General features: G+C 61.3%; 15 protein-coding genes. 7 read left to right on the forward strand and 8 right to left on the reverse strand.

Annotation, left to right across the window (positions count from 1 at the left end; translation table 11 throughout):
• Positions 1 to 161 precede the first annotated feature (161 nt).
• The 3 genes from AF71_RS19840 to AF71_RS19850 form a co-directional block, all read right to left on the reverse strand.
• Positions 162 to 1,121: a glycine--tRNA ligase subunit alpha gene (locus AF71_RS19840; protein ID WP_018859332.1), complete on the reverse strand. Its 960-nt coding sequence runs from the start codon at positions 1,119 to 1,121 to the stop codon at positions 162 to 164.
• A 78-nt stretch (positions 1,122 to 1,199) separates the two neighbouring features.
• Entirely contained in the window at positions 1,200 to 1,394 is a 195-nt protein-coding gene (locus AF71_RS19845; protein ID WP_018116661.1) for a membrane protein, read from the reverse strand.
• A 19-nt stretch (positions 1,395 to 1,413) separates the two neighbouring features.
• Positions 1,414 to 2,274: a S49 family peptidase gene (locus AF71_RS19850; protein ID WP_113472001.1), complete on the reverse strand. Its 861-nt coding sequence runs from the start codon at positions 2,272 to 2,274 to the stop codon at positions 1,414 to 1,416.
• A gap of 170 nt (positions 2,275 to 2,444) precedes the next feature.
• Here AF71_RS19850 and AF71_RS19855 point away from each other — a divergent pair, with 170 nt between their 5' ends.
• A complete protein-coding gene (locus AF71_RS19855) occupies positions 2,445 to 3,785 on the forward strand; it encodes an Nramp family divalent metal transporter (RefSeq protein WP_113472000.1) in 1,341 nt (446 codons plus the stop codon).
• Here AF71_RS19855 and AF71_RS19860 read toward each other — a convergent pair.
• Together AF71_RS19860 and AF71_RS19865 are read right to left on the reverse strand one after the other, a co-directional pair.
• Positions 3,782 to 4,558 (reverse strand): methyltransferase, encoded by a 777-nt coding sequence (locus AF71_RS19860; protein ID WP_112824286.1) that lies wholly within the window; start codon positions 4,556 to 4,558, stop codon positions 3,782 to 3,784. The two genes, AF71_RS19855 and AF71_RS19860, sit on opposite strands and share 4 nt — an antisense overlap.
• 7 nt (positions 4,559 to 4,565) lie before the next feature.
• Entirely contained in the window at positions 4,566 to 4,793 is a 228-nt protein-coding gene (locus tag AF71_RS19865; RefSeq protein ID WP_018859327.1) for a DUF2007 domain-containing protein, read from the reverse strand.
• Between the two features lie 108 nt (positions 4,794 to 4,901).
• Between AF71_RS19865 and AF71_RS19870 the strand changes: the two genes are divergently transcribed.
• The 4 genes from AF71_RS19870 (at position 4,902) to moaB (ending at position 9,325) form a co-directional block, all read left to right on the forward strand.
• Positions 4,902 to 5,918, forward strand: coding sequence for a polyprenyl synthetase family protein (locus tag AF71_RS19870; protein ID WP_025661920.1), 1,017 nt, complete (start codon positions 4,902 to 4,904; stop codon positions 5,916 to 5,918).
• Between the two features lie 127 nt (positions 5,919 to 6,045).
• Positions 6,046 to 7,875: a tetratricopeptide repeat protein gene (locus tag AF71_RS19875; RefSeq protein ID WP_018859325.1), complete on the forward strand. Its 1,830-nt coding sequence runs from the start codon at positions 6,046 to 6,048 to the stop codon at positions 7,873 to 7,875.
• A 6-nt stretch (positions 7,876 to 7,881) separates the two neighbouring features.
• Positions 7,882 to 8,790, forward strand: a complete 909-nt coding sequence (locus AF71_RS19880) for a 4-(cytidine 5'-diphospho)-2-C-methyl-D-erythritol kinase (RefSeq protein WP_169682740.1) — start codon at positions 7,882 to 7,884, stop codon at positions 8,788 to 8,790.
• Positions 8,774 to 9,325, forward strand: coding sequence for a molybdenum cofactor biosynthesis protein B (moaB, locus tag AF71_RS19885; RefSeq protein ID WP_025661923.1), 552 nt, complete (start codon positions 8,774 to 8,776; stop codon positions 9,323 to 9,325). Before AF71_RS19880 ends, moaB begins: the two co-directional genes overlap by 17 nt.
• A gap of 32 nt (positions 9,326 to 9,357) precedes the next feature.
• Here the strand turns inward: moaB and AF71_RS19890 are convergent, their stop codons facing one another.
• Positions 9,358 to 9,675 (reverse strand): hypothetical protein, encoded by a 318-nt coding sequence (locus AF71_RS19890; protein WP_018859322.1) that lies wholly within the window; start codon positions 9,673 to 9,675, stop codon positions 9,358 to 9,360.
• Between the two features lie 191 nt (positions 9,676 to 9,866).
• On the reverse strand, positions 9,867 to 10,385 hold the full coding sequence (locus AF71_RS19895) for a glycosyl transferase (protein WP_169682741.1): 519 nt from the start codon (positions 10,383 to 10,385) through the stop codon (positions 9,867 to 9,869).
• A 137-nt stretch (positions 10,386 to 10,522) separates the two neighbouring features.
• Here AF71_RS19895 and AF71_RS19900 point away from each other — a divergent pair, with 137 nt between their 5' ends.
• Both AF71_RS19900 and AF71_RS19905 read left to right on the forward strand, forming a co-directional pair.
• Positions 10,523 to 11,680, forward strand: a complete 1,158-nt coding sequence (locus tag AF71_RS19900; protein ID WP_169682743.1) for a PA0069 family radical SAM protein — start codon at positions 10,523 to 10,525, stop codon at positions 11,678 to 11,680.
• 110 nt (positions 11,681 to 11,790) lie between these two features.
• Entirely contained in the window at positions 11,791 to 12,468 is a 678-nt protein-coding gene (locus AF71_RS19905; protein ID WP_112656775.1) for a ribonuclease HII, read from the forward strand.
• 258 nt (positions 12,469 to 12,726) lie between these two features.
• Here the strand turns inward: AF71_RS19905 and AF71_RS32275 are convergent, their stop codons facing one another.
• Positions 12,727 to 12,795 carry a hypothetical protein gene (locus AF71_RS32275; RefSeq protein WP_246733911.1) on the reverse strand — a complete coding sequence of 23 codons (69 nt, stop codon included), beginning with the start codon at positions 12,793 to 12,795 and terminating at the stop codon, positions 12,727 to 12,729.
• Between the last annotated feature and the right edge of the window lie 40 nt (positions 12,796 to 12,835).

The following is a 12,835-nucleotide window of genomic DNA, read 5'->3' on the forward strand; positions in this document are numbered from 1 at the left end:
GTGCATACGCAAACTGCGGCAAGGATCATTCAGACCATGAGCGCGTTTATTTTCCTGCTCAACATACTGGCCATCGCAACGTACTTTTTCGTCCAGCAAGGCTCGTCCGGTGGAACGCCGCGTCGAGATCAGAAGCGACGAGCGCCGCTGACTGCCGCTCTTCAAGCGGCGGTTTTCGCCAAGTTCACCCCACCCGCATCCGTCTGCAGGAAGGCCTCACCGCAGGCCTTCGCCAGCGTCCGCACACGCAGGATGTAGCTCTGACGCTCGGTAACCGAGATGACGCCGCGCGCATCCAGCAGATTGAAAACGTGTGACGCCTTGATGCACTGATCGTAAGCTGGGAAGACGCACTTGTGCAGCTTCTGATTATCGCTGTCGCCAGGAGCGCCGGCGGCGAGAAGCGCCTGGCATTCCTTTTCGGCATCGATGAAGTGGCGATGCAGCATTTCCGTATTGGCGTATTCGAAATTGTGGCGTGAATATTCCTGTTCGGCCTGTAGGAAGACATCGCCGTAGCTGATCTTCTCGTCGCCTTCGCGCCCGTTGAAGTTCAGGTCGTACACGTTGTCGACGCCCTGCACATACATCGCCAGACGCTCGAGACCATAGGTCAACTCGCCCGAGACGGGCGAGCATTCGATACCGCAGACCTGCTGGAAATAAGTAAACTGCGACACTTCCATGCCATCGCACCAGCATTCCCAGCCGAGACCCCAGGCACCGAGCGTCGGGCTTTCCCAGTCGTCCTCGACAAAACGGATGTCGTGCAGCAGCGGATCGAGGCCGATCGCAGCCAGCGAGCCGAGATAGAGCTCCTGCAGGTTCGACGGATTCGGCTTCAGGATGACCTGGTACTGATAATAGTGCTGCAGACGGTTCGGGTTCTCGCCGTAGCGGCCGTCCGACGGGCGGCGCGACGGCTGCACATAGGCGGCCTTCCACGGCTTGGGGCCGAGCGCGCGCAGCGTCGTTGCCGGGTGGAACGTGCCGGCACCGACCTCCATGTCGTAAGGCTGCAGCACCGCACAACCCTTGTCCGCCCAATAGTTATGGAGCGTGAGGATCAGCGCCTGGAACGAGCGCTTCGGGTTCATGTGGTCGGGAATTGCTGCAGACATGGAACGGCTTCCGAATTCGTACAAAAAGTGCGCGGACAGGTGCCACGCCGCGCCAGACGGGTCAAGGCTTTTGCGGCCCTACTCGTCCTCGTCCTTCTTCAGATGATATTCGCCGGTGACCGGATCCTTGACCAGCGTGCCGATGGCGCCCGTCTGGCGCTCCTTCTCGGCACGCCGGGATCGCTCGGCGAGCCGCTGTGCATCGGCAACGAAGCGGCGGTAGAGAAGCCAGGCTCCGACCACCAGCACGATGATGATTATCAGTTGCGGCATAATGCCAGCCTTTTATCCCTCAGAGCCCGTAGCGGCTCCACAATGCCTTCTCCTCGGCGGCCTCGACAAGTCCGGTCGCAAGGCCAGCTCCGGCGCCTTCCAAGTTGGCTGACGATATACCCGGAATGCGCCTTCCGAAAAGGCCGCGCGCGGGCATCACCAGCTCGAGCTTGGTCTTCGCCCCATAGCGACGCTTCAGCTCCTGCCGCATGTCGCCGAGCCCGTCGATGAGGCCGAGTTCGAGACCACGCGTGCCGGTCCAGAAAAGTCCGGAGAAGACCACTTCGTCGCTCTTCAGCTTTCCGGCGCGGCGTTCACGAACCATGGAGATGAAGACCTGATGAATCTCCAGCTGCAGGGTCTTCAGGTATTCGATGTCCTTTTCCTTCTCGGGCTGGAACGGATCAAGGATTACCTTGTTTTCCCCCGCCGTGTAGACGCGACGCTCTACGCCGATCTTCTTTAAGAGTTCGGGAAAGCCGAAGCCGCCGGAGACGACACCGATCGAGCCGACGATGGAGGTGGGGTCGGCAATAATTTCGTCGCCAGCAAGAGCGATCATGTAACCGCCGGATGCCGCAACATCCTCGACGAAGACGAGAACCTTCTTCTGCTTTTCACGCGCAAGATCGCGAATGCGCGCGAAGACGAGCCGCGACTGGACCGGGGAGCCGCCGGGTGAATTAAGCGAGATGGCGACCGCCGGCGCATCCTTGAAGCTGAAAGCCTTTTCCAGGACCTGTGAAGTTGCGGCGAGATTGAGGGTCGGCCGGAACTGGCTTCCGCCGCTCATGATCGGACCGTGAAGTCGAACGACGGGAATGACCACGCCTTCCTTGCGGAACCGCTTCGGCAGCAACCTCTTCAAAAATCCGGCCATTTTCCATCCTTTGCGACAAGATCAGCGAACGTCTTCCATGTATGCAACGGCGCGACAAACGCAATGGCCGGCGCAGAAAACATCTGCCAGTCCAGAATTCTTGTTGCGAATGACTTGCATTATCATTCTAATCGGACATACTGGCCGCATTGATAGTAGGCGGACACTGCATGGACATCGTAAATCCGAACGCAAAGACCGGCTGGCGACACGAGCGCGAAGAGGCATCGCTTTCCGATGTCTACCGTTCCGTCCAGACGCACAAGCATGGCACACGTTGGCGACGGATCGCTGCGTTCCTCGGACCCGGCTACATGGTGGCCGTCGGCTATATGGACCCCGGCAACTGGGCAACCTCGCTCGCCGGTGGATCGAAGTTCGGCTATGCGCTGCTGACCGTTGCTCTGCTGTCCAACCTGATGGCGATCGTTTTGCAGTCGCTCTGTGCGCGCCTTGCCATCGGTTCCGGTCGCGACCTCGCCCAGGCCTGCCGCGACGCCTTCCCGAAATATGTTTCCGTGCCGCTTTGGGCCTTTGCCGAAGTCGCCATCATCGCCACCGACATTGCCGAAGTGATCGGCACGGCGATCGGCCTCAATCTGCTTTTCGGAATCCCACTCGAGCTCGGTGTGCTTATCACGTCGCTCGACGTATTCCTCATTCTCTATCTGCAGAAGATCGGCTTCCGCTGGGTGGAAGCCTTCGTGATCGCTCTGCTCGGTATCATTGCGGTGTGCTTCGGGGTGCAAATCTTCCTTGCCGATCCGGAATGGGGCGCCGTGATCCGGGGCTTCTTCCCGACGACCGAGATCGTCTCCAACCCCGAGATGCTCTACCTCGCGCTCGGCATTCTCGGCGCCACGGTGATGCCGCACAATCTCTATCTGCATTCCGGCATCGTCCAGACCCGCGCTTACGGCCATTCGGTGCCGGAGAAGCGCGAGGCGCTGACCTACGCCACGATCGACTCGACCATAGCGTTGTGCTTTGCGCTGCTGATCAACGCATCGATCCTGATCCTTGCAGCAGCCGCCTTCCACGCCAACGGCAAGACGGATGTCGTGGAACTGGGCGAAGCATCTGCGCTGCTCTCGCCGCTGCTCGGCCTGGCAATCGCGCCAACGCTCTTCGGCATCGCCTTGCTCTGCTGCGGCCTGAATTCGACGGTGACAGCAACCCTTGCCGGCCAGATCGTCATGGAAGGCTTCTTGAAGATCCGGCTTCAGCCATGGGTTCGCCGCCTCATCACCCGCGCGATCGCCATCATTCCGGCCGCCTTCGTCACGATCTGGTATGGCGACCAAGGGACGGCGGAACTGCTGATCCTGACGCAGGTCGTGCTCAGCCTCCAGCTCTCCTTCGCCGTCTTCCCGCTGGTGATGTTTACCGCCAGCAAGGCGAAGATGGGTGCGCTGGTCGCCCCGCGCTGGCTGAGCGCCATCGCCTATGTGATCGCGATCCTGATTGCCGGCCTGAACGTCAAGCTGCTGATTGACTTCGTGACCGGCTAGCGCCTGGCATAGGCCGCCCGGCCGTTGTTGAGATCGTCCACGAAGGGGGAGAATTTATGCGTCCCCTCCTCGTGCATGATGAGTGGCGCGCGCAGCGAAAGCCGCGCGCGCGATCCTTTTATCGCCGTGACGAGGATGCGCACGGCGTTCTCGCCTTCGCGCGGATGGATTGCGGTCACCTCGATGCCGCCGAAACGGCGTCCGCAGGCATCGATGATTTCGGCGATCGATTCCGGCTTCGCAATCAAGGACAATTGTCCGCCGGGGATCATGATCGCCCCGGCCGTCCGCACCCAGCTTGCGAACAGTCCGTCCGTCATCGCATGCGCCTCCGCCTTCAAGGCATCGGGCGTCCGGCGATCGCCTGCATCGTTGAACGGCGGGTTCATGATGACATGATGGAAGCTCTCATCGACAAGACCGGCTTCGTTTCGCGCCTTCGCCCTTAGCGTCACATCCGCCTCGACGACTGAAACGCGGCCGGCCACATGCGCATTGTCAGGCAGGAGGATGCTGCGGCGCGCATAGTCAGCCATCTCGCCCGAGCGCTCGAAGAGCACGACTTCCGCGGCCGGCAGCCGTGACGCGACGGCCAAGCCTGCAGCACCCGCGCCGGCACCGAGATCGGCAACCTTGATCGGACGATCGTCGGCAACGAGCGCTGCGAGCAGCATTGCATCCATGCCCGAGCGATGCCCCCTGCCCTTCGGCTGCACCACATGGAACAGCCCCCGGTGAAAGGCATCTATGGTCTCGGCAACATCTTCCGTCATCAAAAGCTCACTTCGGCATCCGCAGTTCGTCGCCGAGCCCGGCATCCACGAGAATGCGGCGCGCCCGATCCGCCTCGTCATCATCGACGAGAAGCCGGCGCGGCAGCATGCCGAGTGACCCTTCCAGAATGCTCATGCCCTGATCGGCGATGAAGCAGTGAATCCCCGCATCCTTCAGCAGACTCTCCGCAAAGGAGAGCAGTACGGGATCATTGGCGCGAATAAGTTCATGCATTTGCGGGAAAATCCCTTTCAAATTTGCGCGACGCGACAATTCACCCCTTGCCGCGCCAATCGCCCCTTTCTATTGTCGAACCCAATAATTTAACAGGAGTCCGGGTCGTTGGGCGTGGTCATACCGCTTGAAGAAAGCAAAAACAAACTGGCATCCGTCAAGCCGCTGGTCGATTTGACCAAGGCGGACATGCAACGGGTCAACCAGCTTATTCTCTCCAAGGCCGGTTCCGACGTCCAGATGATTCCTGAGGTGGCCAACCATCTCATCTCGTCCGGCGGCAAGCGTCTGCGCCCGATGCTGACTTTGGCCTCGGCTGCGCTGTTCGGCTACAAGGGCGAAAACCACATCAAGCTTGCGACATCGGTCGAGTTCATGCACACCGCGACGCTGCTGCATGACGATGTGGTCGACGAGAGCGACCTTCGCCGCGGCAAGTCCACGGCTCGCATGATCTGGGGCAACCAGGCCAGCGTGCTCGTCGGAGACTTCCTGCTCGGCCAGGCGTTCCGCATGATGGTCGAGGTCGGCTCGCTCGAAGCGCTCGACGTGCTCTCCTCGGCTGCCTGCGTGATCGCGGAAGGCGAAGTGCTGCAGCTCTCCGTCGCCAAGAACATGGAAACAACTGAGGACGACTACCTCGCCGTCATCCGCGCGAAGACGGCGGCATTGTTTGCCGCGGCTGCCGAAGTCGGCCCGATCGTCGCCGATGCCGGCAAATCCGGCCGCAACGCGCTGAAGTCCTACGGCATGAACCTCGGGCTGGCCTTCCAGCTGGTCGACGACGCGCTGGATTACGGCGGAAAGGCAGCCGATCTCGGCAAGAATGTCGGCGACGACTTCCGCGAGGGCAAGATCACGCTGCCTGTGATCCTGGCCTATCGCCGCGGCACCGAGGAAGAACGCGCCTTCTGGCGTCAGGCCATTGAAGGCGGCGAAAGCAGCGACCAGCATCTCGAAAAGGCACTTGGCCTGATTACCAAGTACGGCACGCTGAACGATACCATCGCCCGGGCGGTTCACTACGGCACGATCGCACGCGATGCGCTTGCGCCCCTTCCCGACACGGCATGGAAATCGGCCCTGATGGAAGTCATCGACTTTTGCATCGAGCGCGTCAATTAATCGACGGTCACTGATCGCGGGCTGATTTTATTGCAGGACCGCTTCAAAAAAGCCATCCTGTTGTGAGTCAGTCATTTCAACTGATTTGCAGTCGGACGAGGCCGGCTGCCACAAGAGAGGTTTTCTAATGCGGCAAAAACTTGCCATCCGTCTTCTTTCGAGCGCAGCCATGGCAGCGGTCATATCGCTGGCAGCGCTCGGCGGCGTGAATGCCGAAGAGACGGCCAAGAAGGACGATGCCGCGACAGTGATCTTCGATCCGGATAGCGTCACGAGCTTCTCCGGTGCGTTTTTGGCTGCCCGGACCGCCGATGTCGATCACGATTACGAGACGGCGATCGAACTCTACAAGAAGGCGCTGCAGATCGAGCCGGGAAATCCGGAAATCCGCCAGCGACTGATGATCTCGCTGCTTTTGAACGGCGACATCCAGGACGGCGTGAAATACGCCAACGACCTGAAGGGTGATCCGACCGTCGAGCGCATCACGACCATCGTGCGCAGCATGGATGCCATTCGCCGTGGCGAATACAAGACGGCTGAATCCCTTCTGAAATATACCGGACCGAACGATCTCGACCGGATGATGAACGATCTGCTCGCCGCTTGGGCCCGCGTCGGCGCCGGCCGTGGCAAGGAAGCCCTCACCACGATCCAGAAGATGAAGGGACCGGATTGGGTCGGCATCTTCAAGTCATACAATGCCGGCGCGATCGCGATCGTGAACGGCGACATCAGGGCCGCTCGCCAGAACCTCAACGACGCCGTGCTCGACAAGGACGGCGGCGCGACCGCTCCTGATACCTTCATGCGCGCCGTCATCGCTCTTGCCCGGCTCGAAGCCTCACAGGGCAACAAGCAGAAGGCGCTCGACGCAATTTCCGTCGGCGACAACCTGCTGCCCAACTACGCGCCGCTCAAAGCGCTGCGCCAGAGCATCGAAAAGGGCGAGAAGCAGGAGCAGCAGATCCAGACGGCCAAGCAGGGTGCTGCCGGCGTGCTCTTCTCCATCGGTGGCGCGCTGAACCGCGACGGCGCCGAGGATATTGTTTCGCTCTACCTGCAGACCGCCAAGACGCTGGATCCCGATAGCGCCGATACGCTCGTCATGCTCGGTGGCATTGCCGAGAAACAGGAGCAGATGGACCGCGCCATCGCGCTCTACCAGCAGGTACCCGAGAACTCGCCGATGCGCCGCATCTCCGAGCTTCAGCTCGGCCTTGCACTTGCACAGGGCGGTAAGGTGGATGAGGCACGCAAGCACCTTCAGAACCTGATTGCCTCCGATCCGAACGACGTTCGCAGCTACCTCGCCTATGGCAGCGTGCTGTCGGACGTGAAGGATTACGCCGCGATGGCCGAAAACTACGACAAGGCTGTCGAAGTTATCGGCCCACTGCCGGGCAAGGGCGCGTGGACTGTCTTCTTCCAGCGTGGCATTGCCTATGAGCGCCTGAAGAAATGGGACCAGGCCGAGCCGAATTTCCGCAAGGCGCTGGAGCTCAACCCGGATCAGCCGCAGGTTCTAAACTACCTTGGCTACTCGTGGATCGACATGAACCGGAACCTCGACGAGGGGCTGGCGATGATCAAGAAGGCGGTCGACCTGCGTCCCGACGATGGCTACATCATCGACTCTCTCGGCTGGGCCTATTTCCGGCTGAACCGCTTCGCCGAAGCGGTTGAGGAGTTGGAGAAGGCTGCGCAGATCAAGGCCGGCGACGCGACGATCAACGACCATCTGGGCGATGCCTATTGGCGCGTCGGACGCAAGCTCGAAGCCGTCTACCAGTGGAACCGCGCGCTCGGCTCCGACCCTGAGGCATCCGAGATCCCGAAGATCAAGGACAAAATCGCCAACGGCCTGCCGCAGGATACAGACAACTCCAAGGCTGCGGACAAGAAACAGCCTGACCCGGCGCCGATCCAACCGAAGCCTACCGATAAGAAGTCCTGATCGGCGATGCCAGAGGCGAGTATGGGCGATGACGTGACGGTCATCGAGGACGCTCCGGCAAAAATCAATCTGGCCCTGCATGTGACGGGCCAGAGATCCGATGGCTACCATCGGCTCGACATGCTCGTGACCTTCACCAAACATGGTGACCGGCTGGGCTTTGCGCTGGCGGATAAAGATGAATTCGTGATCTCCGGGCGTTTTGCCGAGGCGCTTGACGACAGCCGCGACGACAACCTCGTCCTGAAGGCTCGGGACTTTATGCGCGAGGCGATCGCTCGCGAGGGCGGCTCCGCTCCCGCCGTCCGCATCCATCTCCAAAAGAACCTGCCGATTGCCTCCGGTATCGGCGGCGGCTCGGCCGACGCGGCGGCTACGCTTCGCGGTCTGATGCGGCTCTGGAATGTCTCGCTTCTGAACGCGACCATCGAGGCAATCGCCATTCGACTTGGCGCCGACGTGCCTATGTGCCTGGCGAGCAGACCGCTGATCGCCAGGGGCATTGGCGAGCAAATCGTGCCTGTCGACGACATGCCGGCCTTTGCCATGGTGCTGGCAAACCCGTTGAAAGGCGTATCAACGCCCGAGGTTTTCCGAAGGCTGACGAACAAGGCCAATCCGCCGCTCGACATGACGCCGCGTTTCAACTGGGTCGAGGCGATACGCGCTACGCGCAATGACCTTGAGCCGGTCGCTCGCGACCTGCTGCCCGAAATTGCCGAGATCTCGACGATGCTCAAGAAGCAGGGCGCATCTTTCGTTCGCATGTCTGGTTCCGGTGCGACCTGCTACGGTATCTTCCATACGCTTGCGGCGGCGGAAGACGCCGCCGCCGCGCTTCACCGCGAACGGCCGGACTGGTATTTCGAAGCCACGGAAACGACTGCGGGAGGTCATGATGCCGGGTTTGGATGAAACGCGTCCCTTCATTCCTGTCGGCATTGCCGTGCTGACGGTCTCGGATACACGCACGCTTGCCGATGACCGCTCCGGCGATACGCTGGCCGCCAGAATCAAGGAGGCGGGGCACCGGCTGGTCGACCGCGCGATCGTCCCCGATGATCGGCAGGCGATCGCTTCCCGCGTGAAGGCGTGGACCGAACGCGACGATATCGACGTCGTCATCACCACGGGGGGAACCGGCTTTACCGGCCGCGACGTCACCCCGGAAGCTCTGGAGCCGCTCTTCGAGAAGAGGATGGATGGCTTTTCGGAAGTGTTCCACCGTATCTCCTACGACAAGATCGGCACCTCGACGATCCAGTCCCGCGCCACGGCGGGCGTTGCCAACGCGACCTTCATCTTCGCGCTGCCGGGCTCGCCTGGCGCCTGCAAGGACGCCTGGGACGGCATATTGAAATCCCAGTTCGACTACCGCCACATGCCCTGCAATTTCGTGGAGATCATGCCGCGCCTCGATGAGCACCTGAAGCGCGGCGCCGGCAAGTAACGGACTGCTTCGGCAGGCGACCGTCTGCCGCTCTATGCCCCTATGCCCGGCAGAGCAGGCATCGTATCCCAGCTATCACCCGACAGCAGGATGCAGCTTACGCCGTGAACATCCGTGATGAGCAGCGTCCACGTGCCGCTCTGCGCGGCGTAGACCTCAAGCATGGCGTTCTGGTTGATCAGCCCGACCGCCGTCAGTCTCTCGGCAAAATTCTTGTCGAGGAAATTGACGACCTCGGATCGGCCTGCGCAACTGCGCATCATCTGCGATGCTGCCGAATGCGGATGCGCGATCATCGATGTCGTCAATATGACGGCCGCTATCAGGCCGCGGATCATATTGCGTTTCATGACGCACCTCCTTTTGCCGGAAACCGGCAGAAGAGGAGACTTCCGCTGACCTGTTCTGCCGTCTGCCGGCATTCCATGGTCGACCGTCACGAAGCGAGGCGCTCGGGCGGCGCCATGATGGAATTATAGCGCAAAATTGTATCGGGCGCCAATTATCCGCATGGGTGGCACGCGGAGCAGCGCCCTACCTACTATCGCGCCGCGCGCGCGACCCAGGATGGAATCAGCTCGCTGCTGAGCTTGCGCAGCTTTTGCCCCTTCGCGAATTCCGCGAGACGCATTCCGCTTCTTGCGGCAGCGATCGCCTGCGCCTTCGGAAGGAGAAGACCTAGCTCCAGCGGCGACGAAACACGCCCGATACGCTGCAGGAACGGCCGTCGGTATCCGCGCGACGCGTTGAACCGCGCCGGTAGCTTGTTCAGGATCATATACTCAGCAATCTCGTCGATCCAGCCGGTCTGCGGTCGCGCCCCCGGTTCCACGAAAAGGAGCCACTCGCCTCGCGCCGAATGCACTATGTCCTTGATATCCCATTGTGAATGGAAGCGGCAGCCGGCGGCGTCGGCCACCCTCGACGTTCCATCCCGCGAGTCGTGGTCCAGCACCACGACGTCGCTGACGAGCCCCTCCACTGCGCCTGCAACCAACACCGATAATGTCTGCGCCAGTTCCGGTTCCTGATCCTGGCATTCCAGCACAACTGTCAACATTGCCTATTCATAGAGCGCCGCACAAAAATTTGCCAGCGACACTTTCCTCATTTTGTTCTTGCATTGTTCTCTTTTTGCCGATAGGAATTTAATCATCAAAACGGATGGAAGCAAAGCTTCCGCCAGCGGAGAATCCGATGAATGAGCAGTCCCTTGCAGGGCAGGCCGCATTCGCGCCTGCCCATACGGCAGATATTGCCGATACGATGATCGTATCTGCCGGCCTGCAGATCGATGTCGACCGCCGCCGTGGGCGTGCGGCCGGGCTTAATCCGAGCGGGCGCTTTGAGCCTCTGCGTCGGGAAGCGTTCGACGATGGCTGGCAGAACCTTGAGGATCTGCCGCCGTTCAAGACCGACGTGCAGATCGAGAAGCCGCGAACGGTCATCACCCGCAACGAGTCGCCGGACATTCCCTTCGACCGCTCGATCAATCCCTATCGCGGCTGCGAGCATGGCTGCATTTACTGCTTCGCGCGGCCGACGCATGCCTATATGGGCCTTTCGGCCGGTCTGGACTTCGAAGCCAAGCTGTTTGCCAAGCCGGATGCGGCGAAACTCCTGGAGCGAGAATTGGCGAAGCCTGGTTACAAGCCGCGGGTAATCGCGATCGGCACCAACACCGATCCCTACCAGCCGATCGAAAAGGAATGGCGCATCATGCGGCAGATCCTTGAGGTGCTGGAAAAGGCGAACCATCCGGTTTCGATCGTAACCAAGTCGGCAATGATCCTGCGCGACCTCGACATTCTCTCGGCGATGGCGGAAAGAAACCTTGTCCGCGTTTCACTGTCGGCGACGACGCTCGACCGAAAGCTGGCGCGGACCATGGAGCCCCGCGCCTCGACGCCGACGCGCCGGCTGGAGGCCATCCGCGCGCTCTCCGAGGCAGGCATCCAGACATCGGTCCTGGCTGCCCCGATGATTCCGGCGCTCAACGACCATGAGCTTGAGCGAATTCTGGATGCGGCGCACGCGGCGGGTGCCACCGAGGCGGGTTATGTCATCCTGCGTCTCCCGCTCGAGGTGTCGCCGCTGTTTCGCGACTGGCTGCTGCAGAACTATCCCGACCGCTATCGTCACGTCATGTCGCTGGTCCGCTCGATGCGCGGCGGAAAGGATTACGATGCTGAGTTCGGCAAGCGAATGAAGGGCGCCGGACCCTATGCCTGGCAGATTGCGCGCCGTTTCGAAATGGCGACGAAACGGCTGGGCATGACCCGGCGCAGCATGCGGCTGCGGGACGACCTGTTCGTTCCGCCCGATGGCAGCGGCGTCCAGCTCTCGCTGCTCTGACATTTCAGCTTCGCGGATGGTCGCCCTGCCCTTCCGCGCTGGAGTCCCCGGCCCGCCGCCCTGATCCGGGGACTTGCAGGAAATCGGGTTGGCGTGCGAGGGTCAGCTGCATGAGCCGTCGCACGTCACCCGATTCTCCCATGCTTTTCGAAGATGTCCCCCTCGTGCCGGATTTCCGGCTGGAGCTGAAGGCGCGCAAGGCCGGTCACTGGCCGGTTGCAGGTGCCGATGAGGCCGGACGGGGGCCGCTGGCCGGTCCCGTCGTGGCGGCAGCCGTCATTCTCGATCCGAAACGCATTCCTGAAGGCCTGAACGATTCCAAGCAGCTCTCGGCCCTGAGGCGCGAAGAGCTTTTCGTTCAGATTCTCGCAACCGCGACCGTCTCGATCGCCTCTTCAAGTTCGACGCGCATCGATGAGACCGATATCCGCAAGGCCAGTCTGGATGCCATGCGCCGCGCCATCTGCGGCCTGTCGATACCAGCTAGCTTTGTCCTGACCGATGGGCTTGACGTTCCGCCTGGGCTCGCCTGCCCCGGCCAGGCAGTCGTGAAGGGTGATGCGCGCTCCGTCTCGATCGCCGCCGCATCGATCGTCGCCAAGGTGACGCGCGACCGGATGATGGCGCGCGCCGACAGCACCTTTCCGGCTTACGGCTTTGCCGCGCATGCCGGCTATGGCACCGCGCAACATAGGGCCGGTATCGAGAAGCACGGTCCCTGCTCGCTGCACAGGATGACCTTCAGCCCGCTGAAGAAGGTGCAGGGTATCGAGCTCGACAGCGATTGATCCCGTCCGCGACTTACCATTACAGCTCCAAATCGGCATAGGGGGCGCTCGATGTGATCGCACCCCTGCCACACCACCCGGCATGTGGGTCCGCACCGGGCGGTTCGAGAGATTGAGGTTAGACGAGCCTGGGCATTCCAAGTTGGTCAGCCCATCTAATGGTGAGGGTGGCGTTAAGGAGCTTGCCGCTGTTGCGCCACCAGCGACCGGCATTTGCTGCCACTTGCTGGGCCACCCCAGGTTTGGCTCCCCTTGCCATCATTTCCCGAAAGATCGTCTGCCGTGCTTCCATTGCTTGAGCTGGATTGCCCTCACACGATGGCGCATCCACTCGTCCAGCGCTTGCCAGACCCGAGGTGTTTGCGCC

The sequence above is a fragment of the Rhizobium sp. 57MFTsu3.2 genome, from assembly GCF_012932765.1.
Taxonomy (GTDB): Bacteria; Pseudomonadota; Alphaproteobacteria; order Rhizobiales; family Rhizobiaceae; genus Rhizobium; species Rhizobium altiplani.